Annotated in this window: 23 protein-coding genes; 16 read left to right on the top strand and 7 right to left on the bottom strand. The window is 29.9% G+C overall.

Going from position 1 to position 22,928, the window contains the following annotated elements; translation table 11 throughout:
• Positions 1-44: 44 nt before the first annotated feature.
• Both ACYPV9_RS04100 and ribB read left to right on the top strand, forming a co-directional pair.
• Complete coding sequence (locus tag ACYPV9_RS04100) at positions 45-1,493, top strand: LptF/LptG family permease (RefSeq protein WP_459741795.1); 1,449 nt, start codon at positions 45-47, stop codon at positions 1,491-1,493.
• Positions 1,494-1,500: 7 nt separating this feature from the next.
• The gene (gene ribB, locus ACYPV9_RS04095; protein WP_299060923.1) at positions 1,501-2,646 is read left to right on the top strand and encodes a 3,4-dihydroxy-2-butanone-4-phosphate synthase; all 1,146 of its coding nucleotides are present in this window, start codon (positions 1,501-1,503) and stop codon (positions 2,644-2,646) included.
• A gap of 194 nt (positions 2,647-2,840) precedes the next feature.
• On the opposite strand, the gene pepE is transcribed toward ribB, so the two are convergent.
• Positions 2,841-3,542: a dipeptidase PepE gene (pepE, locus tag ACYPV9_RS04090; RefSeq protein WP_459741792.1), complete on the bottom strand. Its 702-nt coding sequence runs from the start codon at positions 3,540-3,542 to the stop codon at positions 2,841-2,843.
• Between the two features lie 98 nt (positions 3,543-3,640).
• Between pepE and ACYPV9_RS04085 the strand changes: the two genes are divergently transcribed.
• The 7 genes from ACYPV9_RS04085 to ACYPV9_RS04055 all read left to right on the top strand — a co-directional run bounded on the left by ACYPV9_RS04085 (position 3,641) and on the right by ACYPV9_RS04055 (position 12,038).
• Complete coding sequence (locus ACYPV9_RS04085; RefSeq protein WP_459741790.1) at positions 3,641-4,426, top strand: peptidase associated/transthyretin-like domain-containing protein; 786 nt, start codon at positions 3,641-3,643, stop codon at positions 4,424-4,426.
• Between the two features lie 75 nt (positions 4,427-4,501).
• Positions 4,502-5,296: a carboxypeptidase-like regulatory domain-containing protein gene (locus ACYPV9_RS04080; protein WP_299060931.1), complete on the top strand. Its 795-nt coding sequence runs from the start codon at positions 4,502-4,504 to the stop codon at positions 5,294-5,296.
• An 83-nt stretch (positions 5,297-5,379) separates the two neighbouring features.
• Positions 5,380-6,180, top strand: coding sequence for a peptidase associated/transthyretin-like domain-containing protein (locus ACYPV9_RS04075; RefSeq protein WP_299060934.1), 801 nt, complete (start codon positions 5,380-5,382; stop codon positions 6,178-6,180).
• Positions 6,181-6,209: 29 nt separating this feature from the next.
• Positions 6,210-6,707 carry a DUF6702 family protein gene (locus ACYPV9_RS04070; RefSeq protein ID WP_299060937.1) on the top strand — a complete coding sequence of 166 codons (498 nt, stop codon included), beginning with the start codon at positions 6,210-6,212 and terminating at the stop codon, positions 6,705-6,707.
• 29 nt (positions 6,708-6,736) lie between these two features.
• Complete coding sequence (locus tag ACYPV9_RS04065) at positions 6,737-8,866, top strand: M1 family metallopeptidase (protein WP_299060940.1); 2,130 nt, start codon at positions 6,737-6,739, stop codon at positions 8,864-8,866.
• Positions 8,867-9,013: 147 nt separating this feature from the next.
• The gene (locus ACYPV9_RS04060; protein WP_077809116.1) at positions 9,014-11,218 is read left to right on the top strand and encodes a M1 family metallopeptidase; all 2,205 of its coding nucleotides are present in this window, start codon (positions 9,014-9,016) and stop codon (positions 11,216-11,218) included.
• Between the two features lie 352 nt (positions 11,219-11,570).
• Entirely contained in the window at positions 11,571-12,038 is a 468-nt protein-coding gene (locus ACYPV9_RS04055) for a GNAT family N-acetyltransferase (RefSeq protein WP_459741786.1), read from the top strand.
• 229 nt (positions 12,039-12,267) lie between these two features.
• On the opposite strand, the gene ACYPV9_RS04050 is transcribed toward ACYPV9_RS04055, so the two are convergent.
• From ACYPV9_RS04050 to ACYPV9_RS04030, 5 genes are all read right to left on the bottom strand, one after another.
• Complete coding sequence (locus tag ACYPV9_RS04050; protein WP_077809114.1) at positions 12,268-12,693, bottom strand: hypothetical protein; 426 nt, start codon at positions 12,691-12,693, stop codon at positions 12,268-12,270.
• A gap of 292 nt (positions 12,694-12,985) precedes the next feature.
• Positions 12,986-14,095 (bottom strand): efflux RND transporter periplasmic adaptor subunit, encoded by a 1,110-nt coding sequence (locus ACYPV9_RS04045; RefSeq protein WP_077809113.1) that lies wholly within the window; start codon positions 14,093-14,095, stop codon positions 12,986-12,988.
• Between the two features lie 19 nt (positions 14,096-14,114).
• Positions 14,115-15,359 (bottom strand): ABC transporter permease, encoded by a 1,245-nt coding sequence (locus ACYPV9_RS04040; RefSeq protein ID WP_077809112.1) that lies wholly within the window; start codon positions 15,357-15,359, stop codon positions 14,115-14,117.
• Positions 15,360-15,361: 2 nt separating this feature from the next.
• On the bottom strand, positions 15,362-16,594 hold the full coding sequence (locus ACYPV9_RS04035; RefSeq protein WP_077809111.1) for an ABC transporter permease: 1,233 nt from the start codon (positions 16,592-16,594) through the stop codon (positions 15,362-15,364).
• Position 16,595: 1 nt separating this feature from the next.
• Positions 16,596-17,294: an ABC transporter ATP-binding protein gene (locus tag ACYPV9_RS04030; protein ID WP_077809110.1), complete on the bottom strand. Its 699-nt coding sequence runs from the start codon at positions 17,292-17,294 to the stop codon at positions 16,596-16,598.
• A 178-nt stretch (positions 17,295-17,472) separates the two neighbouring features.
• On the opposite strand from ACYPV9_RS04030, the gene ACYPV9_RS04025 reads away from it, so the two are divergent.
• The 7 genes from ACYPV9_RS04025 (at position 17,473) to ACYPV9_RS03995 (ending at position 22,278) form a co-directional block, all read left to right on the top strand.
• Complete coding sequence (locus ACYPV9_RS04025; RefSeq protein WP_077809109.1) at positions 17,473-17,889, top strand: thiol-disulfide oxidoreductase DCC family protein; 417 nt, start codon at positions 17,473-17,475, stop codon at positions 17,887-17,889.
• A 2-nt stretch (positions 17,890-17,891) separates the two neighbouring features.
• Positions 17,892-18,170 (top strand): hypothetical protein, encoded by a 279-nt coding sequence (locus tag ACYPV9_RS04020; RefSeq protein WP_149025850.1) that lies wholly within the window; start codon positions 17,892-17,894, stop codon positions 18,168-18,170.
• Position 18,171: 1 nt separating this feature from the next.
• Positions 18,172-18,828, top strand: coding sequence for an HAD family hydrolase (locus tag ACYPV9_RS04015; RefSeq protein ID WP_077809107.1), 657 nt, complete (start codon positions 18,172-18,174; stop codon positions 18,826-18,828).
• 108 nt (positions 18,829-18,936) lie between these two features.
• Positions 18,937-19,314 carry a nuclear transport factor 2 family protein gene (locus ACYPV9_RS04010; RefSeq protein ID WP_459741780.1) on the top strand — a complete coding sequence of 126 codons (378 nt, stop codon included), beginning with the start codon at positions 18,937-18,939 and terminating at the stop codon, positions 19,312-19,314.
• Between the two features lie 197 nt (positions 19,315-19,511).
• Positions 19,512-20,660, top strand: a complete 1,149-nt coding sequence (egtB, locus tag ACYPV9_RS04005; protein WP_077809105.1) for an ergothioneine biosynthesis protein EgtB — start codon at positions 19,512-19,514, stop codon at positions 20,658-20,660.
• Position 20,661: 1 nt separating this feature from the next.
• Complete coding sequence (locus tag ACYPV9_RS04000; protein ID WP_459741777.1) at positions 20,662-21,609, top strand: L-histidine N(alpha)-methyltransferase; 948 nt, start codon at positions 20,662-20,664, stop codon at positions 21,607-21,609.
• Between the two features lie 12 nt (positions 21,610-21,621).
• A complete protein-coding gene (locus tag ACYPV9_RS03995) occupies positions 21,622-22,278 on the top strand; it encodes an aspartate/glutamate racemase family protein (RefSeq protein ID WP_459741775.1) in 657 nt (218 codons plus the stop codon).
• Between the two features lie 51 nt (positions 22,279-22,329).
• Here the strand turns inward: ACYPV9_RS03995 and ACYPV9_RS03990 are convergent, their stop codons facing one another.
• Positions 22,330-22,776 (bottom strand): FKBP-type peptidyl-prolyl cis-trans isomerase, encoded by a 447-nt coding sequence (locus tag ACYPV9_RS03990; protein WP_459741773.1) that lies wholly within the window; start codon positions 22,774-22,776, stop codon positions 22,330-22,332.
• Positions 22,777-22,928 lie beyond the last annotated feature (152 nt).

Here is a 22,928-nt window from a genome sequence, read left to right as displayed (position 1 = left end):
AAAATTAGTAGCATATTTATATTTAAGAAACTACTTTTGCTACAATGAAAATTTTAGATAAATACATCTTAAAAACCTTTCTAAAACCTTTTGCTGCAACATTTTTAATTGTATTGTTTGTCTTAGTAATGCAATTATTATGGCAAACTTTCGAAAACATTGCAGGTAAAGGTATTAGTGTTGTGTTTATTTTAAAGTTTCTATACTACACATCTTTAAGTATAGTACCCCAAGCTTTACCTATAGCAGTTTTACTTTCTTCTATTATGGCTTTGGGTAGTTTAGGTGAAAATTACGAGTTTGCTGCAGCTAAATCGGCAGGAATTTCTTTACAAAGATTAGTAAGACCTTTGGTATTTTTAACCCTAATACTAAGTGCCGTTAACTTTTTATTTTTGAATAATATTTTTCCTTATGCTATTTTAAGACAACAAAATTTATATTATAATATAAAAAAGAAAAAACCTGCATTAGCTTTAGTTCCGGGAAGTTTTAATAGCGATTTACCAAATTATCAAATTAAGTTTGAGGAAAAATATGGCGAAGAAAAGAACCTCTTAAAAAAAGTTTTAATTTATGATTTAAGCTCAAGACAAGGCAATCAAAAAGTAATTACTGCAGAAAGAGGTAAAATTATTTCTGAAGAAGGTTCTAGATACATGACTTTTATATTGTACGACGGTTATTACTATGAAGACCATACCAAATCTCAAAAATCACCAGATAAAAAAGCAAAAATGCCGGCTTCTCAAGCCACATTTAAAGAATATGAATTTAATATAGATATATCTGATTTAGTTGGTGACGGGCAATTAGATGAACAAAGATTTAAAAATAGCTTTAAAATGCTAAAATTAAATCAATTACAAGACACCATCCCTGTAATAAAAGATTCTTACAATACAATTCTTTCACTTAGAGCCAAAAGTGTTGCTACTATTTCTAAATCGAATGAACTATACAAGTATTCTGACACATTAAAAATCAAATACCTAGACACAACAAAAATATTAAACAACTTTTCACTTAAAGATAAAATAGGAATTTTAAATGGTGCAAAAACCAAATTAAATAGTGCACTAACCAATGTTAAAAATAACATGACGACCATAAAAAGGAAAAGAAAAACACTTAACTTTTTCGATTCTGAATATTATGGTAGAATTGCTTTATCATTTTCTTGTTTGATATTATTTTTTATAGGTGCTCCTTTAGGATCGATTATAAGAAAAGGTGGTTTTGGTTTACCAATGATTTTAGCTATTGCAATTTATGTATTGTATTTCTTTGGAAACACATTTGGTAAAAATTTAGCAGAAGAAAGCTCTATATCCTCTTTATTAGGTTCTTGGGTTTCTGCAATGGTTATGGTTCCTTTTGGTATTTTACTAACTAGAAGAGCTACCAAAGATAAAGGCTTGTTTAATGTTGATGCAATTACACAACCTATTAAAAATTTCTTTTTAAAATTTAAGTCTAAAAAAGACAACTAAAATAAATATGACTTCAATATCAGATAAAAATAACACACAACTAGATAGCATTGCTGCTGCAATAGAAGATATAAGAAACGGTAAAGTTATTATAGTTGTAGATGACGAAAACAGAGAAAATGAAGGCGATTTTTTAGCAGCTGCAGAAAAAGCTACACCAGAAATGATTAATTTTATGGCTACCCATGGTCGTGGATTAATTTGTGCTCCTTTAACAGAAAAACGATGTAAAGAATTAGAGTTGGGAATGATGGTTAATAATAACACAGACCCAATGGAAACAGCTTTTACAGTTTCTGTAGACTTAAGAGGAAAAGGAGTTACTACAGGTATTTCTGCCTCGGATAGAGCTTTGACCATGCAAGCTTTAGTAGATAAAGACACAAAACCTTTTGATTTAGCAAGACCTGGTCATATTTTTCCGTTAAGAGCAAAAGAAGGCGGAGTTTTAAGAAGAACTGGACACACAGAAGCTGCTATAGATTTTGCCCGTTTAGCTGGTTTAGAACCTGCGGGTGTTATTGTAGAAATCATGAACGAAGATGGTACAATGGCACGCTTACCACAACTTTTAGAAGTTGCTAAAAAGTTTGATATTAAAATTGTATCTATTGAAGATTTGGTTGCTTATCGAATGGAGCACGATTCTTTAATTGAAAAGAAAGAAGATTTTGATATTATTACTCGTTTTGGTGAGTTTAGGTTAAGAGCTTATGAGCAAACAACTAATAATCAAATTCATATTGCATTAACTAAAGGCTCTTGGTCTAAAGAAGAAGGAGTATTAACAAGAGTTAATTCTACATTAGTTAATAACGATATTCTAGGTACATTAACTAATGATGCTGACAAGAAATTAGATCAAATGTTTCAAGTAATTAATGATGAAGGTAAAGGCGCAATTCTTTTTGTAAACCAGCAAAATCAATCACAAAACTTGTTAACTCGATTAAAAATTTTAAAAGAAAACCAAGAACATGGCGAAATTAAAGCGCCTGTTATCAAATTAGACAATAAAGACTTTGGTATTGGTGCACAGATATTACATGATTTAAACATCAGTAAACTAAAATTAATTACCAATTCAGAGCAATCAAAAAGAGTTGGTATGATTGGTTATGGTTTAGAAATTGTAGATTATGTAACTTACTAATTTATGCTTTGGATAACTTTATTAATTATCATTTTAATGGTTTTAAAATACATTAATAAAAGTAAACTAAGTAATTCTAAAAGAAAATCTTTTTATTTTAGAAGAAAGCTTTAAAAACAAAAAACTCCCAAATATTTTGGGAGTTTTTTGTTTTAAAGATAGTCTAACTTTTAGACTAAAAGATAGTCTAACTTTTAGACTACTACTTCTACTCCATTTTCTAATTCTATTGCAGCATTATCTTTAGTAAATAATCTTGCCGTATGCTTACCTTTTAAAATGATTTTATTATCTTTAACTAATAACCAACTTCCTTCTCTTAACCCTAAAACAGGTGTGTCGTTAAAAACATGAAACTCTTTTATTCTTGTTTCTCGTGTTTCCCCCATATGTGTAGAACCTTCTTCTGGGTCTAAATAATGTGCGTTTATATTAAAAGGAATACAGCCTAAAGTTTTAAAACTTGGCGGATACACAATTGGCATATCGTTAGTATTTTTCATATTAACACCGCAAATATTACTACCAGCGCTTGTCCCTAAATAAGGCGTTCCATTTTCTAATACTTCTTTTAACGTTTGTAAAATATCATGCTGGTAAATTTGATTTACCAATTCAAAAGTATTACCACCGCCAGTAAAAATTCCTTCTGCCTTTTGTAAAGCCTCTTTTTTATTATCGAATTCGTGTAAGCCTTTTACTGTAATATTAATTGTAGCAAATGCTTTTTTTACAATTGCAGTATAAGAATTATAGCTAATACCACCAGGTCTTGCAAAAGGTATAAAAACTATGGTTTTTACATTTTTAAAATGAGTATTTAATGTTGGTAATAAATATTCTAAATACGTACTACCAAAAACTGTAGAAGTACTTGCTATTATCATGTTTTTCATACATCAAAAGTAAGAAAATTGTACAACAAATAGGGTTTAACAAAAATTTACAATTGCATTAATACAATTTTAAGACGATTACTAATTTTCTTTGTGACATGAGAAACTTAATACTTTTCATTTTTATTATTACTGCTGTAAACTTAACTTATGCACAAAGTAATAGGTTAGAGATTGCCGGAATTGTAAGCTTAGATAGTATACCTGTAAAAGATGTTCATATTATAAATTTAAATACAAAAACAGGAACCATTTCTAATGATTTAGGTGAATTTATTATTCCTGTAAAATTAGGCGATAGTTTATCTTTTTCTCATATAAATTTTAAAAAGAAGGTAATTACAATAACAAAAGAAGCTCTTGAAGTTTTAAGGATAAATATTAATTTAACACAACAAATTGTTAGTTTAAAAGAGTTTACTTTAGAAAAACCCAGAAGTATTTTCGAGCAAGATAAAGATATTTTTGTTTACAAAGGTCCGGTTATAAATGCAACAACTTTAAATTTACCATATGCTAATACTGTAGCTAAAAAAGATGGGGCCATTTTTAAACTTAGTAGCGGCGGCGTTGTAAATTTAGACAATTTAATAAATGCTTTAAACGGGAATAATAGAAGTACAAAGCTTTTAAAGAAGGTGCAATTAGAAGATACCAGATTATCTAACATAAGAAAATATTTTTCTGATGATTTTTTTATCACTGATTTACAAATCAAAAAAGAACAAATTAATCCTTTTTTAAATTATTGTATTCAACAGAATATTATTTATCATTTTAATAAAAAAGAAAATTTAAAAGTTATGGCAATACTTTTAAAGCAAAGTAAATCTTTTCCTTTAAAAGAAGCTTCTGATATTAAAGTGACTCTAAAAAAGGATTAATTTTAACATGTTTTTACAATTGCTTTAGTAGACTTTTAAGAGTGATTTCTACTTACTTTGTAGAAAATCAACCACATGCCAAAAAAATTACTTTACATTTTCCTTTTGATAAACCTATCTATTTACTCACAAAAACAAGCATCAATTTTTAAAGGCAAAACTATAGATTCAACATCCTCGGTAAAAGATGTACACGTTATCAATTTAAATACGAAAGCAGGAACTTTTTCTTTAGAGAACGGAAAATTTCAAATTAAAGCTAAAGTTAACGACACTTTACAATTGAGTTCTATAGGATATCAGACAAAAAAATTGATTGTAAAAGCACACCATTTTATAGAAAAAGAAAATTTAATTGTGGTAAAAGAAGCGATTTATAATTTAGACGAGATTGTTTACAAAAGAACTAATTTAACGGGTACTTTAACTGTAGATGTTAAACAAACACCTAAAAAAAACTACAAAGAAGAAGCCGTTGACAATTTATTAGAAGGTATTAAAAACTTAGATTTGAAAGAAATTGCGAATATGAAAGTAGGTTTAGGTGAAGCCCATTTAATAAAAGCTGCTGAAGTAAAATTACCAAATACATATGCTGGCGTAGGAAGTTCTTTTACAATTGGTGGATCTAACAAAAAAAAGAAAACACAAATCGATTTTTTAGAAGAAGAAGATGAAATTGTTAAGAAAATTTATAATCTATTAGGTGAAGATTATTTTAAAAATGATTTAAAAATTAAGAAAGAACAACATATTATTTTTATAAAATCTTGTTTAGGTAAAAACATTGTTACACTTTATAAAAAAAATAATGTGCTAAAATTAATAGAGATCTTTAATAAAGAGCGAGTTAATTTTACCAAACAATAGTGATTTTTAACAGAAGTTTATAAAAATAATCTTTAATTTTAAGGGTTGTTATTCCGTAATTTGTAAACAACCAACTCAATTAAATGGTAAAAAAATTACTTTTCATCTTTTTAAGTTTTATAAGTTTCTTCAATTTGGCACAAGATAGAAGAACAATAATCAACGGAAAAGTTACAGATTCTTTAAACTTGGTAAAAAATGCCAATATTATCAATCTTAAAACAAATCAAGGTACATTTTCTGCAGATGATGGCACCTTTAGACTTTTTGTAAAAAAAGGAGATTCTGTTAGGGTTTCATCAATACAACACATAACAAAAATAATTGCTATTACAGAGCAAATTATAAGTACTAAAAACTTGGCTATAAAATTGGCTTATAACACCGTTGTTTTAGATACTTTCGAGCTTAAAAGGCATAATTTATTAGGTAGTTTAGAGGCAGACTCTAAATCTGTACCAATAGATAAAAAAGAAGAAGCATTAAAAAGTATTTTAGATTTTTCTGACATCGATATGTCTATAGCAGCACCAGATGACCATATAGATAAAATGAAACCCGATTTAGTAACCACAGACCCAACCGCAAGATTTGCAGGAGCTGGATCAGGTTTTAGCATGCCTTTTAAAGATTCTGAACGTTTATGGGCATTGCGAAAAAAGTTAGCGAGACAAAAAGCATTTCCTTATAAAATATTATCAGAATTAGGTGATAAATTCTTTTTTGATGAATTAAAAATTCCTATCGACCGCTATTTTCATTTTCTCGAATATTGCAATCCTTTAGGTATAGAAGATTTACACAAAGAAAAAAAGATCTTAGAACTAATTAAAATTTTACAATCTGAAAGTAAATCTTACTTATTAATTATAAAAAAAGAGTAATTTGGCTCAGTAATTGTTTTTAATACCATATGAAATTTAAAAAATATATTCTATTACTATTCGTAATAACCCTAAGTTCTTTTTCGGTTCACAAATATTATTTAAGCTTAACTCAAATTAAATTTAATGAAGAAAGTAAATCTGTACAAGTTATAATAAATGTTTTTATGGATGATATTGAAACCGCTTTAAATAAAGACAACAATATTGATTTACAACTTACTACAAAAAAAGAATTAAAAAATAACGATATTTATTTTGAAAACTATCTGAAAGATAAATTACATTTTAAAATTAATAACAACGCTAAAAACTTTAATTATATTGGTAAAGAATATGAAGGAGATTTGGTTTTTTTCTATTTAGAAATAGAAGATGTAACCACTGTTTCATCCATAGAAATTAGTAATAAAATATTAATGAAACACTTTCCGGAACAACAAAACTTAATAAAGTCTAAAGTTGGTAAAAAAAATAAAAGCGTTTTATTAGAGAAAGATAATTATAAAGAAACATTAACATATTAACTATTATTAATCAATTCAAATTTCAAATTATGAGAAAAATAGGGCTACTAATCCTTTCTTTTGTATTTGTAATTGGCGTAACTTTTGCTCAAGATTCTGTAACAAAAGAAGGCCACACAAATCAAAACAAATTTAGACAGTTAAAAGAACTTTTACCAACTCCTAATTTACAAAGAACTGCTTCTGGTGCACCAGGAATAAAATACACGCAGCAAAAAGTAGATTACAACATGGATATTGTTTTAGACGATGAAAATACTAGAATTTATGGTGAAGAAACAATTACGTATCATAATAATTCTGACGACACGTTGCAATATTTATGGGTACAATTAGATCAAAACATGCGTGCCGCAGATTCTAAAACGCCAGATATTCAATCAAGTAGTATACCTGGTAAAACTTCTAAAGCTAGGTTTGATAAATCTTATATAAACGCACCTTTTGATGGCGGATTTAAAATAGATCACGTTAAAAATATAGACAACAGCGATTTATCTTACACTATTAACCAAACCATGATGCGTATAAATTTAGCGCAACCATTAGCTTCTGGAGAGAAATTTCAGTTTAAAATAAAATGGTGGTACAACATCAATAACCATAGAACAGATGGTGGTAGATCTGGTTACGAGCATTTTAAAGAAAACGGTAATAATAATTATGTAATTGCCCAATTTTACCCAAGAATGTGTGTTTATGACAATGTTGAAGGATGGCAAAACGACCAATTCTGGGGAAGAAGTGAATTTGCTTTAGAATTTGGAGACTTTACCGTAAACATTACTACACCAGACGATCATATGTTAGGTGCAACAGGTGTTTTAAAAAACCCAGAAGATGTATTCTCTAAAAAAGAATTAAAAAGAATTGAAAAAGCTAGAAAAACTTTTGACAATCCTGTAGTTATTAGAACGCAAGAAGAAGCAGAAAAAATTGAAAAAAAGAAGTCTAAAAAAACAAAGACTTGGAAATTTTATGCTGAAAATGTAAGAGATTACGCATTTGCAACTTCAAGAAAATTTATTTTTGATGCAATGGCTGTAAATATTAATGGTAAAACTGTAATGGCAGAATCTTTATACTCTAAAGAAGCAAATCCGTTATACGGCGACCATTCTACTAGAGCAGTTGCACAAACTTTAAAAACGTATTCTAGATATACTTTTGACTATCCTTATCACAAAGCGATTTCTGTAGACGGACAAATGGGAATGGAATATCCACAAATTTGTTTCAATCCAGGAAGACCAAATCCTGATGGAACGTATTCTGATAGAGTAAAATATAGAATGATTAAAGTTACCATTCACGAAGTTGGACATAACTTTTTTCCTATGATTGTAAATTCTGATGAAAGACAATGGACTTGGATGGACGAAGGTTTAAATTCTTACATGGAAATGCTAGCAGAATTAGACTACGATAAAGATTTTCCTATTACAAGAGGTTATCCTAAAAACATTGTTCGTTATATGGCAGGTGACCAATCTAGAATTGCACCAATAATGTCTAAAGGAGATAATGTATACAGTTTTGGTAACAATGCTTATGGTAAACCAGCAACTGCTTTATGGATTTTAAGAGAAACAATTATGGGTAAAGAATTATTTGACCATGCTTTTAAAACCTATGCTAAAAGATGGAAATTTAAGCACCCAACTCCTGCAGATTTCTTTAGAACAATGGAAGACGCATCTGGTGTAGACTTAGATTGGTTCTGGAGAGGATGGTTTTATACTACAGATGTTACCGATATAGGAATAAAAGAAGTGAAAAAGTTTTATGCAGAAGATGCTAATGAAAATACTATAAATTTTATTCAAGATAAAAGCGCTGGTTTAACTATTAAAAAACCAAAATCTGCGAAACAAAAGTATTTTTATGAAGTTACCTATAACAAACCAGGTGGTTTAGTAATGCCAATTATAATAGAATTGACTTATGCTGATGGTACTAAAGAAAAGAAAACATATCCTGCCCAAATTTGGAGATATAATGACAAGGAAGTAACAAAAGCGATTCATTCAGACAAGCAAATTACTAAGATTGTAATAGATCCAGATTTAGAAACGGCAGATGTAGATGTATCTAACAATACTTTTCCAAGAGAAAAGAAAGATCAATTTAGTAAGTTTAAAAAGAAAATGAAGAACTAATTTTTAAGTCTTTAACTACTACAAGCGGTGCAAATTAATATTTGCGCCGCTTTTTTTTATAAAGGTTTGTTAAAATTTTAACAATATTTAACAGAACTGCACTTATATGCTTAATTTAGACGTCATAATTAATTCAATTCAAACAAAATGAAAAAACTTTCTTTACTTATGTTTTCTCTTTTCTTTGTTAGTTTTGCAACGATAGCACAACAGAAAACAACAGAAAAAAAGAAAACTCAGCAAGGGCACACAGACGAAAACAAATTCAGACAAATGAAAGATGTTTTTGCTACGCCAAACGATCAACATACAGCATCTGGTGCTCCAGGGCATCAATACTCGCAACAAAAAGTAGATTATGTTATGGATATTCGTTTAGACGAAAATGCAAACAAAATCTATGGAGACGAAAACATTACCTACCACAACAATTCTAAAGACCATTTAGAATATTTATGGGTGCAGTTAGATCAAAATATGCGTGCAGATGATTCTAAAACACCGTTAGCAAAATCTAACAGTGCTGCTGCCTTTGTTACTCCAGACAATTTTATGAGTTCTTATATGGGAGAAAAGAAAGGTTTTGGATATAATATCACAAAAGTAGAAAGTAATGGTAAGCCATTATCTCATACAATTAATAGAACAATGATGCGAATTAATTTACCACAAGCATTGGCACCTGGTAAAACTTTCGAATTTAGAATTGAATGGAATTACTTAATCAACGATATTAATAAAGATGGTGGTAGATCTGGTTTAGAATCTTTTCCTGACGGAAATAAAAACTACACAATCGCACAGTTTTTTCCAAGATTAGCAGTTTATAATAACGTAGAAGGATGGCAAAACATGCAGTTTTGGGGTCGTTCTGAATTTGCTTTAGAATTTGGAGATTACGAGGTAAATTTAACTGTACCATCAGATCACATTGTAGAAGCTACAGGTTCTTTACAAAACGAAAAAGATGTTTTAACAAAAACACAACGTAAGCGTTTTGAAAAAGCTAGAAAAAGTTTTGACAAACCAGTTATAATTGTAACTCAAGAAGAAGCAGAAAAAAATGAAAAGGGACGTGCTACAGGCACTAAAACCTGGAAATTTAAAGCAAACAAAGTTCGTGACTTTGCGTTTGCTACTTCTAGAAAATATATTTGGGATGCAATGGCAGTTAACATAAATGGTAAAACTGTTATGGCAACTTCTTTATATCCTAAAGAAGGAAACCCATTATGGGAAGAACACTCTACAAGAGCTGTTGCAACAACTTTAATTGAATATTCTAAATTAACTTTCGATTATCCTTATCCAAAAGCTGTTTCTGTACACTCAGAAAGACAAGGAATGGAGTATCCAATGATCTGTTTTAACTTTGGTAGACCAAATGAAGACGGAACGTATTCGGACAGAACGAAAAAAGGAATGTTAGGTGTTATTATTCATGAAGTTGGTCACAACTTTTTCCCAATGATTGTTAATTCTGATGAAAGACAATGGACTTGGATGGATGAAGGTTTAAACTCTTTCGTAGAAATTTTAGCTGAAGATGTGTATGATCCAGAATTATTTGCATCTAATCCTGCAAAAAATATTACACGTTACATGGGCGGAGACCAAGCAAACATCTCTCCTATTATGTCTCAAGGAGATTATGTAAAGCAATTTGGTCCTAATGCATATTCTAAGCCAGCTGCTGGTTTATATATCTTAAGAAAAACAATTATGGGTCCAGAATTATTTGACCATGCATTTAGAACGTATTCTCAAAGATGGATGTTTAAACACCCAACTCCAGAAGATTTCTTTAGAACAATGCAAGACGCATCTGGTATGGATTTAGATTGGTTCTTTAGAGGATGGTTTTACACTACAGATGTTACAGACATAGGTATAAAAAGTGTTAAGCCTTTATATTTAACAGATAAGCCAAGTGAAAGAGTAACGAAGTTAAAAGAGCAATACAAGCAATATTTTGACAACTTAGGTGATTTAGTTTATATTACTGATAAAAAAGAAGATGCAAACGCAAATGCAATGAATAAATATGCAAATGGTAAAGAAGTTCCAGCATATATTTATTCTGTTGAATTCGAAAAGCCAGGTGGTTTAGTTATGCCAATTATAGTTGAATTAACGTATGCTGATGGTACTACAAAAAGAGAAACTTTTCCTGCACAAATTTGGATGCGTAGCGATACTACAGCGAAAAGAGTATTTTCTTCTACAAAAGAAATTACAAGTATTGTTGTAGATCCTGATTTTGAAACTGCTGATGTTGATACTTCTAACAACAGCTGGCCTAAAAAAGAAGGTAGTAAATTTGAAGACTTTAAAAAGAAACAAAAGAACTAAAACTTCTATTATTTGTACTTAGTTTTTAAGTACTATTTAAATTATAAGAAAATCCAGAGAAATTATTCTCTGGATTTTTTGTTTTTAAGAACCCTAAAATCTCTCTAAACACTTAAGTGTATCATCTTATTTTTTACGTAAACACTTAAAATTTATTTAAACAGGTTGTATATAATTAAACAAGGTTTAGCTTGATAGAAGAAATAAAAGTAAAAATTGAGTATGAAATATGTAAAAAGCCTTTTGAATGATTAGCAGTTATTTTATATGAGTGGAATATTTTTATTCAAAATCCAAAACTTTAAACAAAACTAATTATATTTAAACACTTAAAATAATTAATATAATCGAATTGGAAATTAGAGAAACACATAGAAATAAATACACTATTTCTACCGATAAGAAGAAATTAGATCTTTTGAGTATTCATAAATTTCTTGCAAACGAGACAGATTGGGCTAAAGGAATCCCAATTGAAACTTTAAAAACATCCATAGAAAACTCTTTAAACTTTGGAATTTATTATGAAAGAAAACAAATTGGTTTTGCTAGAATAATTTCAGATTTCTCAACTATTGCTTATCTAGGAGATGTTTATATTTTAGAAGAATATAGAGGAAAAGGGTTAAGTAAATGGTTAATGAGTGAAATAATGGAGCATCCAAATCTACAAGGATTGAGACGTTGGATTTTGTTAACCGATACGGCTGAATGGCTCTATAAAAAATTTGGATTTAAGAAAATACCTAAACCTGAATTATATATGGAAAAACATAATCCTGCTGTATATAGCAGCCATAAAACTAATGAGGTAAAGTAGGTAATCTGTTGCTAATTCCTTAGCTTACCCCTATCCTGTCTAGAACTTGCCTTATTTATAATCACTCTTTTGTTTGCTTATAAAATGAGCGAGAAAAGATACGCTCTCCTTATAATTACTGAGCTGAATTAACCAATTATATTTTAAAATTCACTTTTCAAAAACTCATTACAAATGAAAAAACTTTTAGCATTACTAACTACTATTTAAAGTTTTTATAAAATAGGTATTATTTGACTGTAAAATTTCGAGATACAGAATTTTCAATATTACCATTTAAATCAATCGCAGTAAATACCAAACTGTAAGTTCCTATTTCTGTTGGTGTATAACTTGCAGAAATTACAAGTTCTGTTTGTGTATTTGTAACACTATTAACTGTTTTTTCAAAGACGATAGTTCCGATCTCATTTAAAACTGTCAGTTTTATTGATTCAATTTTTGTATCATCAACACCTAAGGCTTTTATAATTACTTTATCAGCTTCTGGCCAAGCACCACCCCAATACCCTACATAAGTTTGATTTACACTAGGACTTTCAATTAAAACTTTTGGTGCCGTCGTATCTATATCTACCTCTTCTGTGGTTGAACAACTTGTATTTATTACTGCAACTGTTAATAAAGTAATTAATTTTATAAAATTATTTTTCATTTGTTTGTTTTATACATTATTGTAAGAGTAAGAAATAGCCTATTTCTAAATAAGTACCACTGCAAAACTATGTTATTTTGATTACATATATTATGTTGTTTATTATTAAATTGTTATCAAAAAGACCTCATTAGGTTTCATTACGAATTTTACTATTTTAAAATTATTGGCAACATTAATTATTATAGCCATCATAATTGTTTTTAATGCTAAAACCTCGAACGATTACAAATAAAAAAAGGATATATGTTTTCACATATATCCTATCTTTTTGTTTATAAATTGCTAAATCTTAGCTTTTAGGTTTATCATCTTTAGAAGCTTTGTTCCAAATTTTAATTTCATCTTCTATTGTAACTCCTTCTAATACCTCTACATTTACTCCGTCTGATGTTCCTAACTTTAAAGTTCTTTTTTCATAAGTACCTTCGCCTGTTTTTACCTCTACATATGGCTCTTCGGTTTTTTTATCAAACTTTAACAAACCTTCTTTTATAGATAAAACACTATCTTTTTTAACTAAAACAATATCTGCGTTTGCACTATATCCTGCTCTAATAAAAAAGTTGTCGTCTAAAGATACATCTGCCTTAATCTTAAATTGTACTGCACCACCTTCTTCAGTTCCTTTTGGAGCAATAAAATTTAATTTTGCTGGAAATTTCTTTCCTTCAATAGCACCAATAGAAACTTCTATATCAGAATTCTTCACTAATTTTCCTACTTCAGATTCGTCTACTTTTCCTTCAAAAATCATTTTACTCATATCTGCTATAGATGCAATTGTAGTACCAGCATTAAAGTTGTTAGACTGAATAACTTGATCACCTTCTTTTACAGGAATCTCTAAGATTGTACCAGACATTTGTGCTATAATATTAGTGTTTGCTGCACCACCAGAACCCGCAGAACCTCTTTTAATAATTAAATAATCGTTTTGGGCGTTTTTTAAATCTTGTTTTGCTTGATTGTATGTAAGCTCTACTCCTTCATATTCTGCTCTTGCAATTACGCCTTTGTCAAATAAGTTTTTAGTTCTGTTATAAGAAATAGCTGCATTGTTTACTCTTAACTTTGCATTGTCTACTCTACCTCTTGCACTAATTAAAGATTGTTCGTTAGGCACAACTCTTACGGTTGCAATCAAGTCTCCTTTTTTTACTTTAGAGCCTTCTAACAACATTATTTTATCAATAATACCTGTAATTTGTGGCTTAATCTCTATTTCTTCTAAAGGTGTTACTTTACCTGTAGCCACAGTCTTTTTAACAATTGTGGTTTTAAAAGGTGTTTCTGTTTCATACTCTACAATACTTTTCTTGTTCTTTTTACCGAACCAAACAAGTGCTGCAATAAAACATACTGCGATAATTATTAAAATAATTTTAGATCTCTTACTCATGATTTGTTGTTAATTGATTTTATTCTTCTCTTAATGCTTCTATTGGTTTTACTACTGTTGCCATATGTGCCGGAATTAATCCTATTAATGTTCCTAGAAAAATTAATGTAGCAAAGGCAATTAAAATTATAGGTATGTTTACTGTAGGGTTTATCAACGGAATATCTTCATTGCTACTTGCTGCAGAATCTATTAAAAATAGTATTAAACTTCCAAAAATAATACCTAGCATACCCGCTGTTGTTGTTAAGAAAACAGACTCTAATATAATTTGTTGACGAATACTTTTTGGTGTTGCCCCTAAAGCTCTTCTAATTCCTATTTCTTTGGTACGTTCTTTTACGGTAATTAATAAGATATTACCAATTGCAAAAACACCTGCTATTAACGTTGCAATACCCACAAACCAAGTTAAAAATTGCATACCCGTAATAAAACCAGTAACCTTGCCTATTTCTTTACCAAGATTTACACTACCAAATGCTCTTTCATCTTCTGGATGCACTTTATGCAAACCTTTTAAGGTTAACAATATATCACTTTCCATTTGTTCGATGTTTGTACCTTCATTAGCGGTAATCATCATCCAATCTACTTTATTTGCTGTGTTGTATACTTTTCTAAAAGTAGTAAAAGGGATGTATGCACAATCACCATCAAAATTTATTGTATTAGAAGGTTTGTAAACACCAATAACCTTATAATTAATGCTATTTATTTTTACATATTGGCCAATAGGTATTTCTCCTTTATCAAACAATTGTTTGTACATGTCTTCTGATATGACGGTAACTTTTGCCGTAGATAAAATATCGTTCTCATTTAAAAAACGACCATAAAGTAATTGTTTTTTCTGAATTTGATCTAATACCGGATAATCTCCGCTTACTTGAAAATTTCCAGATTTAAAATCTTTTACAATTAAATTACTAGTTTGATTTCTTGGTGCTAATAATTTAATTTCATCACTATATTCAGATTTTAAAACCTCAATATCATGCATAGTTAAAGAAAACCTTCTTCCTTCTTGAAAACCTTTAAAAGGTGTATCCGTTGCTTGTGTCCAAACAAAAACACTATTTGTTGCAAAATTACCAAACAGCTTGTTAAAACCATTTTCCATTCCTCTGGCAGCACCTAATAAAACAACCAATAAGAAAATACCCCACAAAACCCCAATTATAGTAATTGCTGTTCTAATTTTATTTTTACGGATACTACCGTAAATTTCTTGCCAAGTATCTGAATCGAATAAAAATTTCATAATTAATCTGCTCTTAATGCTTCTATTGGTTTAATATTTGCTGCCTTTTTTGCTGGTACATAAGCCGCAATTAAGCCAGATAGAATTAAAACTATAGTTGCACCTATTACTATACCTGGGCTTACACTTGGGTCTTTTATAAAATAATCTTCTTCTAAACTATTACCAATCAAACTTAAAATATACGTTCCTAAGGTAAGCCCTAGATAACCTGCAAGTGTGGTAATTAAGACAGATTCTTGTACAACCATACCTACAATAGAAACGGGTTTGGCTCCTAAGGCTTTTCGAATACCAAATTCTTTTGTTCTTTCTTTGATTACAAAAATCATAATATTAGAAATACCTATAATACCTGCAACTAAAGTACCAGAACCAATTAAGATTACAATGGCATATAAAACACCCATAAACTGCCCAACACCTTTATTAGCTTCTGCCATATTTCTAACAGAAAGCGCACTTTGATCATCTGGATGAATATCCATCTTTTTTCTTAAATCACGCTCCATTTGATTTCCAAAAGCAACAGCCGCATCTAAACTTAAATTAGGATTGTACCCTAAAGCAATTTGGCTAATGTAATCGTTATTACCATACATCATTTGTGCGGTAGTTAGTGGTATAAATGCTTTTCTTTCTTCGTTATCTCCGCCTTCATCAGAAAAAATACCTATTACTAAATATGAACTTCCGTTTACGTTTACCCTTTTTCTTAACGCAGGTCTTTCACCAAATAAATCTTTTTTAAGCAACCTACCAATTACAATTACTTTCGATTTTTCTTTTAAATCTCTTTCATTTAAATACCTACCTTCATCAATAATTGTTTTTTCTAAATATTGATGATCTGGGTTTACAGCCATTACACTATAATTGCTTGCCTCATTTTTATACTTGATGGTAAAGTTTTTATAAATTCTAGAAGATTTGTATTGAATTTTGTTTCCGTACTCCTCAGTAATATAATCGTAGTCTTTATTTTTTAATTGAACGGTTCTACCTGTTTGCAAACCTTTGTAAGGTTTAGAGGTTTTCCAGACTCTTACAAACATGGCATTTTGCGCATCATCTGCAAAAGCACCTTTAAAAGAATTACTTAATCCGCTTACAATACCAAATAATAAAGTAAACAGTAAAATTGCAAAGGCTACCGTAAAACCAGACATTACAGAACGTAATCTGTTTTTGTTTATACTCTGAAAAATTTCTCTCCAACGATCTAAATCAAACATATTAAACGGCTTTAGCTTTTCCTACTGCAGTTATTTCATCACTAATAATTAAACCGTCTTTTAAACGTACCACTCTTTTGGTTTGTTCTGCAACTTCTTCTTCGTGTGTAATAACAAAAACCGTCATTCCTTCATCATTAATATCCTTTAACAAATCCATTACAGAATCTGTTGTAGTAGAATCTAAGGCTCCTGTTGGCTCATCGGCTAAAACAACTTTAGGTTTGGTAACCAAGGCTCTTGCAATGGCAACACGTTGTTTTTGTCCACCAGAAAGCTCATTTGGTAAATGGTTTGCCCAATCTTTTAAACCAACTTTTTCTAAATAATCTAAGGCTATTTGCAAACGTTCTTTTCTTGCCATACCTTTATAATACAATGGCAAAGCAACATTTTCTACAGCTGTTTTGTAAGATATTAAATTAAACGATTGAAAAATAAAGCCTAAGAATTTATTACGCAAAATTGCTGCTTTCTTCTCGTTCATGTTTTTTATCAACTGCCCATTTAAGTGGTAAGTACCTTCGTCATGCACATCTAATAAACCAACAATATTTAGTAAGGTAGATTTTCCAGAACCAGAAGATCCCATAATAGAAACAAATTCGCCTTCTTTAATATGTAAATCGATTCCTTTTAAAACGTGTAGAGAGTCTTTACCAATTGGGTAAGATTTATGCAGTCCTTCTATTTTAATCATTTGGTGGTTGTTTTGTATAAAAGTATTGATTACCAATGAGTACACTTACTAATTTTTTGTTAAAAGCAAGAATTCACATTTCAAATACAAACATAAGACGTCTTAAAATAAATTATGTTACAAGAAATTTTAAAAAACTTAAAGTATCTTTGTTATAAATTCATGAGAACCTTTTTAAATGCTTGATATTCCTAAAAATAAGAAGATAATTTTATTTGATGGTGTTTGTAATTTATGCAATAATGCAGTTACAAAAACAATTAAATTCGATAAAAAAAACGAGTTTCTTTTTGCTGCTCTTCAATCTAAAAAGGGTACAGAAATTATAAACTATTTAGGCATCGATACTCGCAAACTAGATTCTATCATTCTTTATGAACCTGGCGTATCTTATGATGTAAAAGCTACAGCTGCTTTAAAAATTATGCAATCTTTTGGCGGTTTATGGCATTTGACACGTATATTTTATATATTTCCAGAAAGTTTTAGAAATCATGTGTACGAATTTGTTGCTAAAAACCGTTACAAATGGTTTGGCAAAAAAGAGCAATGTATGATACCTACTAAAGAATTGAAAGCTAAATTTTTAGATTAATTATGAAATTGATTAACGCCTTAAAATGTGGGGTAATTTCATTTGTTTTAACAATCGTAATAATTGTTCTATCAATTTATATGAATGAGACAAATACTTATGTTTCTTCTACAATAGTAGGTTTAATAGCAGCTATTATTTTATTATTGTCCATTATCGGAATGATATTTTTAATTACAGAAAGAAAGAAGCCCCAAAAAAATCAAATATTTGTGTCTTTTCTAATAAACTTATTGTTTTTAATGATGTATTCTTACCTAATAATTTCTAATTGGAAATAAAATGAAATTACCTTCACAAATAAAGTGTGTTATTTTTGATATGGACGGTGTAATTATAGATTCTGAAGAGATTCATAAAAAAGCCTATTATGAAACCTTCAATTCTTTAAATGTTCATGTTTCTGATGCTTTGTATAAATCTTTTACGGGTTCTTCTACAATTAACGCTTTTCAGAAATTAGTAAAACACTTTCAGCTAAATGAAAATCCAGAAGATTTGGTTTTAGATAAACGTAGACGATACGTAAACTTTTTTGAAAACGATCCTAACTTACATTTAGTTGCTGGTGTAGAAGATTTGATAAAATACCTCTACCAAAAAAACATCACATTGGTATTAGCTTCTTCTTCTGCCATGGTAAACATCAACCGTGTTTTTGATCGTTTTAATTTACACCAATATTTTGTGGCTAAAATTAGTGGCGCAGATTTAAAGGAATCGAAACCAAACCCAGAAATTTTTAACAAAGCAGCAATTCTAGGAAATACACCTAAAGAAAATTGTGTGGTTATTGAAGATTCTGATAATGGTGTTAAAGCTGCTAATGATGCCAATATCTTTGTATTTGGGTATGCCAATGTTTTATCCGAAGGTCAAACTTTAGAAAATGCCGATGCGGTTATTAAAGATTTTAAGAACTTAAAATCGATGCTATAACCACTTGTAAATAGCACACTATTACGTAGATTATTTACGAACTGTACTTTTTTTGTATCTTAGAGATTCTTAGTTTTTTATAAAAAATAAATTTCTAAAACCAAACCAATGAATCTCGAAAACAATAAAAAAAATGCTATTGCATTTTATAAAATGGCTTATAATGGTAATCCTGAAAAGGCAGTAGCACTATATGTTGGTGATAAGTATATTCAGCACAATCCTTTAGTAGCAGATGGCAAACAAGCGTTTATCGATTATTTTACTAAAATGCATAAAGAGTATCAAGACAAATCTATTCGGTTTGTAAGAACAATTGCAGAAGGCGATTTGGTGGCGCTTCACACACATCAAATTTGGCCTGGGAACGACCAATATGTTACTATGGATTTTTTCCGTTTTACAGATGATGGTAAAATTGTTGAGCACTGGGATAGTATTCAGCAAGTTCCAAATACATCAGCAAACAATAATACGATGTATTAATTATTGCTATAAAGAACAGCATACGAATTAGTTAAAATGTAATCATTAATTATTTAGAAAGCTCTACAAAAATTCGAACAGCAATTTATGTGAATTTAATGTAATGTTTCTTTTAACTTTAATACTAAGTATGTATCAATACACTATAATTTTAGTAAATTTCACAAAACAAGTAAATAAAGACCCCATTATAATTAATGCAGCTAAAAGAAAATTATAAAAAAATTAGAACTGCCACAGTAGATTTCTGTAACCACTTAGAAATAGAAGATTTTGCCATACAAGTGGTAAAATTTGCGAGTCCTGCAAAATGGCACTTGGCACATACCACTTGGTTTTTCGAAACTTTTATATTAAAAGAAATAGACAAAAATTATAAAGAATTTGATGCTAATTTTAACTACTTATTTAATAGTTATTACAACAATGTTGGTGCTAGAATTTTGCAAAACAACAGAGGCAACATGTCTAGACCAAGCACAAATACTGTTTTTGAATATAGAGCGTATGTAGATAGTAAAATGTTAGCAGTAATGGACTCGATAACAAACCAAAAAATTATCGATTTAATTGTTTTAGGCCTGCAACACGAGCAACAACATCAAGAATTATTAGTTACGGATGTAAAATACATGTTGGGCCACAATCCGCTATTACCTAGTTTTCAAGAAAATTACAATTTAGTTTCAGATAAAAATGCGGTAAACACAAGCGTTAAAGTAGATGCAGGTGTGTATACTATTGGGCATCAAGAAAAAGGATTTTGTTATGATAATGAACTTGGTGTACATAAAGTTTATGTGGCCGATTTTGAAATAGACAATTACCTTGTAACCAATAAAGAATATATAGAGTTTATTGAAGATGGCGGTTACACCAATTTTAATCTTTGGTTAGATGAAGGCTGGTCTTGGATACAAAATGAACATATAAAGGCGCCTTTGTATTGGCATAACATAGACAAGCAATGGCAGTATTACACTTTAGCAGGTTTGCAAAAAATAGACTTAGATGCAATATTGTGCCATATTAGTTATTTTGAGGCCAATGCATTTGCAACTTGGAAAAACAAACGATTACCAACAGAATTTGAATGGGAAATTGCTTCTAAAAAATTAAATTGGGGCTTGCGTTGGGAATGGACAAATAGTGCTTATCTACCCTATCCTAACTTTGTTACAGCAAACGGTGCCGTTGGCGAATACAATGGTAAATTTATGAGTAATAAAATGGTGTTAAGAGGTGCATCTACCGCTACCTCGGCAAATCATAGCAGACACACTTACCGTAATTTTTTTAGTGCAACAGATAGATGGCAGTTTACAGGAATTCGATTAGTAAAATAAGATGACAGAAACTTTTAAAGAAGAAATAAAACAAGGTTTATCGGCAATACCTAAAACATTGCCTTCTAAATATTTTTATAATAAAATTGGCGACGCACTTTTTGTACAGATAATGAATCTGCCCGAATATTATTTAACCAGAAGTGAGTTTGATATTTTTAAAAATAAAACCCAACAATTAATAGACGCTTTTGGTATTGATAAAAACACACATTTCGAGTTGATAGAATTGGGCGCTGGCGATGGTACAAAAACCAAAGAACTTTTAAAAGTTTTAGATGCTCAAAAATATCGTTTCGATTATATGCCAATAGATATTTCTGCCAATGCTTTAGCGCAATTAAAAAACAATTTAGCCAAAGAATTGCCTAATGTTTCTGTAAAAACCCAACAAGGAGATTATTTTAATGTGCTACATTCTCTAAAAGAAAACAACAACCCAAAAGTAATGTTGTTTTTAGGTTCTAATATTGGTAACATGGATGATGAAATTGCTACAGAATTCATTTATAATTTAGGTGCAAATTTGCAAAAAGGCGACAAATTGTTATTAGGTGCAGATTTGATAAAATCGAAAGAAATTGTATTGCCTGCGTATAATGATACACAAGGTATTACGGCAAAATTCAATTTAAATTTGTTAGACCGAATCAATACAGAATTAAATGCAGATTTTAATACATCGCAATTTAAACATCAACCAGAATATAACGAAGAAGAAGGTATTGCCAAAAGTTTTATTGTAAGCACTAGCGATCAAGAAGTAACAGTGCAACGATTAAACAAGACTTTTCATTTTAAAGAAGGTGAAAAAATTCACACAGAAATATCAAGAAAGTATAACGATATTTTAATACAACAAATTATTGCAAACACTAGCTTTACTCTTGATACTAAAATTATGGATAGTAAGGCTTATTTTGCTGATTACATATTAACAAGAAACTAAAAATAATTTGCTATGAAATTAGCACTATATGGCTTAGGTAGTAGAGCTACTGCTTATTATTTACAAGAATTGAACAAGCAATACAATTTAAAAAAAGGCGGATACAGCACTTGCCCACTTTGGATGTATAACACTAATTTTGATACTATAAATCCGTTATTACCAAACGTTTCTAAACCATTAGACGTTATCGTTGCAAAAGATTTACAAGAAATAACAGCATTACAACCCGATAAAATTATAGTACCAAATATTACGTTGCACGAAACAATAGATCGTGTTGCATCTGCTACTGCAATTGTACATCCGTTGCCTTTAACGCTCGCTAAAATAAAGCAACACCAAGTTGCTAAAATCGTTTTAATAGGTTCTTTACATAGCATGAATGCAACTTACTTACGTTCATTTTTTAAAGAAAACGGTATTGCAGTAGTACTACCTACAGCTAAAGAAATGGAATTAATTGACACCGCAAGAAAAGCAATTTATACCTATACAGAAACAGAAGAATTAGTGAAAGATTACCAAGCTATTTTAAAAAAGTATGCAGCCAAACATATTGTAGTAATTGCATGTACAGAACTTTCTATACTAAAACCACAAGGAGTTAGAACTATTGCAGACATGGCAGATTTACAAATTCTAAACGCAGTACAAACAATTATATAAACAAAAAAGCCTTTGCAAATGCAAAGGCTTTTTTTATACAATCATTTATAATTATGCTTCTGTAGCAGCCTCTTTAATGGCTACAACTTCGATATCAAATACCAAATCTCTACCCGCTAACGGATGATTTCCATCAATTATAATAGCGTCTTCCTTTACCTCTACTACCATTAAATTCATTTCGCTACCGTCTGGTGCTTTCGAAACCAACCCCATACCTACTTGTGGCTCCATGTCTTGTGGTAAGTCTTTTTTAGCAACTTCTTGTATCAATTGTGCATTTACTTCGCCATATGCATCCTCTTTGGCAATGTTTAGTGTTTTTTTCTCGTTCAACTTCATGTTTAACAACCCTTTTTCAAAACCAGGAATCAAACGTCCTTCTCCTAAAGTAAACTCAATTGGTTCTTTTCCTTCCGAAGTATCAAAAATTTGTCCGTCTGTTAATTTTCCTGTGTAATGTACTTTTACAGTGTTGTTCTCTTTTACTTGCATCATACTATTATGTATTTCTTTTGTAAGTTTGATAAACTACAACTCTTGCACTTTACAAACTTTTTTAATTTACACATACAAAGCCTCCAAAACCAAGCCAAAGCAATTAATTTATATAAAACTTGTATCTATAGCTTAAATATGTGGTTTGAAAT

Source organism: Polaribacter sp. OB-PA-B3, assembly GCF_054589375.1.
The sequence above is the reverse complement of the archived record's forward strand: the minus strand, read 5'-3'. Positions and strand labels throughout refer to the sequence as shown.

Coding starts and splice junctions, on each gene's coding strand:
- ACYPV9_RS04030 (WP_077809110.1), bottom strand. CDS start 17,294: ATGATTAAAATAGAAGGACTGCATAAATCTTACCCAATTGGTAAAGAC.
- ACYPV9_RS04015 (WP_077809107.1), top strand. CDS start 18,172: ATGAAATTACCTTCACAAATAAAGTGTGTTATTTTTGATATGGACGGT.
- ACYPV9_RS04080 (WP_299060931.1), top strand. CDS start 4,502: ATGCCAAAAAAATTACTTTACATTTTCCTTTTGATAAACCTATCTATT.
- ACYPV9_RS04060 (WP_077809116.1), top strand. CDS start 9,014: ATGAAAAAACTTTCTTTACTTATGTTTTCTCTTTTCTTTGTTAGTTTT.
- egtB (WP_077809105.1), top strand. CDS start 19,512: ATGCAGCTAAAAGAAAATTATAAAAAAATTAGAACTGCCACAGTAGAT.
- ACYPV9_RS03995 (WP_459741775.1), top strand. CDS start 21,622: ATGAAATTAGCACTATATGGCTTAGGTAGTAGAGCTACTGCTTATTAT.
- ACYPV9_RS04020 (WP_149025850.1), top strand. CDS start 17,892: ATGAAATTGATTAACGCCTTAAAATGTGGGGTAATTTCATTTGTTTTA.
- ACYPV9_RS04050 (WP_077809114.1), bottom strand. CDS start 12,693: ATGAAAAATAATTTTATAAAATTAATTACTTTATTAACAGTTGCAGTA.
- ACYPV9_RS04040 (WP_077809112.1), bottom strand. CDS start 15,359: ATGAAATTTTTATTCGATTCAGATACTTGGCAAGAAATTTACGGTAGT.
- ACYPV9_RS04045 (WP_077809113.1), bottom strand. CDS start 14,095: ATGAGTAAGAGATCTAAAATTATTTTAATAATTATCGCAGTATGTTTT.
- ACYPV9_RS04025 (WP_077809109.1), top strand. CDS start 17,473: ATGCTTGATATTCCTAAAAATAAGAAGATAATTTTATTTGATGGTGTT.
- ACYPV9_RS04075 (WP_299060934.1), top strand. CDS start 5,380: ATGGTAAAAAAATTACTTTTCATCTTTTTAAGTTTTATAAGTTTCTTC.
- ACYPV9_RS04000 (WP_459741777.1), top strand. CDS start 20,662: ATGACAGAAACTTTTAAAGAAGAAATAAAACAAGGTTTATCGGCAATA.
- ACYPV9_RS04100 (WP_459741795.1), top strand. CDS start 45: ATGAAAATTTTAGATAAATACATCTTAAAAACCTTTCTAAAACCTTTT.
- ACYPV9_RS04085 (WP_459741790.1), top strand. CDS start 3,641: ATGAGAAACTTAATACTTTTCATTTTTATTATTACTGCTGTAAACTTA.
- ACYPV9_RS04065 (WP_299060940.1), top strand. CDS start 6,737: ATGAGAAAAATAGGGCTACTAATCCTTTCTTTTGTATTTGTAATTGGC.
- ACYPV9_RS04010 (WP_459741780.1), top strand. CDS start 18,937: ATGAATCTCGAAAACAATAAAAAAAATGCTATTGCATTTTATAAAATG.
- pepE (WP_459741792.1), bottom strand. CDS start 3,542: ATGAAAAACATGATAATAGCAAGTACTTCTACAGTTTTTGGTAGTACG.
- ribB (WP_299060923.1), top strand. CDS start 1,501: ATGACTTCAATATCAGATAAAAATAACACACAACTAGATAGCATTGCT.
- ACYPV9_RS04035 (WP_077809111.1), bottom strand. CDS start 16,594: ATGTTTGATTTAGATCGTTGGAGAGAAATTTTTCAGAGTATAAACAAA.
- ACYPV9_RS04070 (WP_299060937.1), top strand. CDS start 6,210: ATGAAATTTAAAAAATATATTCTATTACTATTCGTAATAACCCTAAGT.
- ACYPV9_RS03990 (WP_459741773.1), bottom strand. CDS start 22,776: ATGATGCAAGTAAAAGAGAACAACACTGTAAAAGTACATTACACAGGA.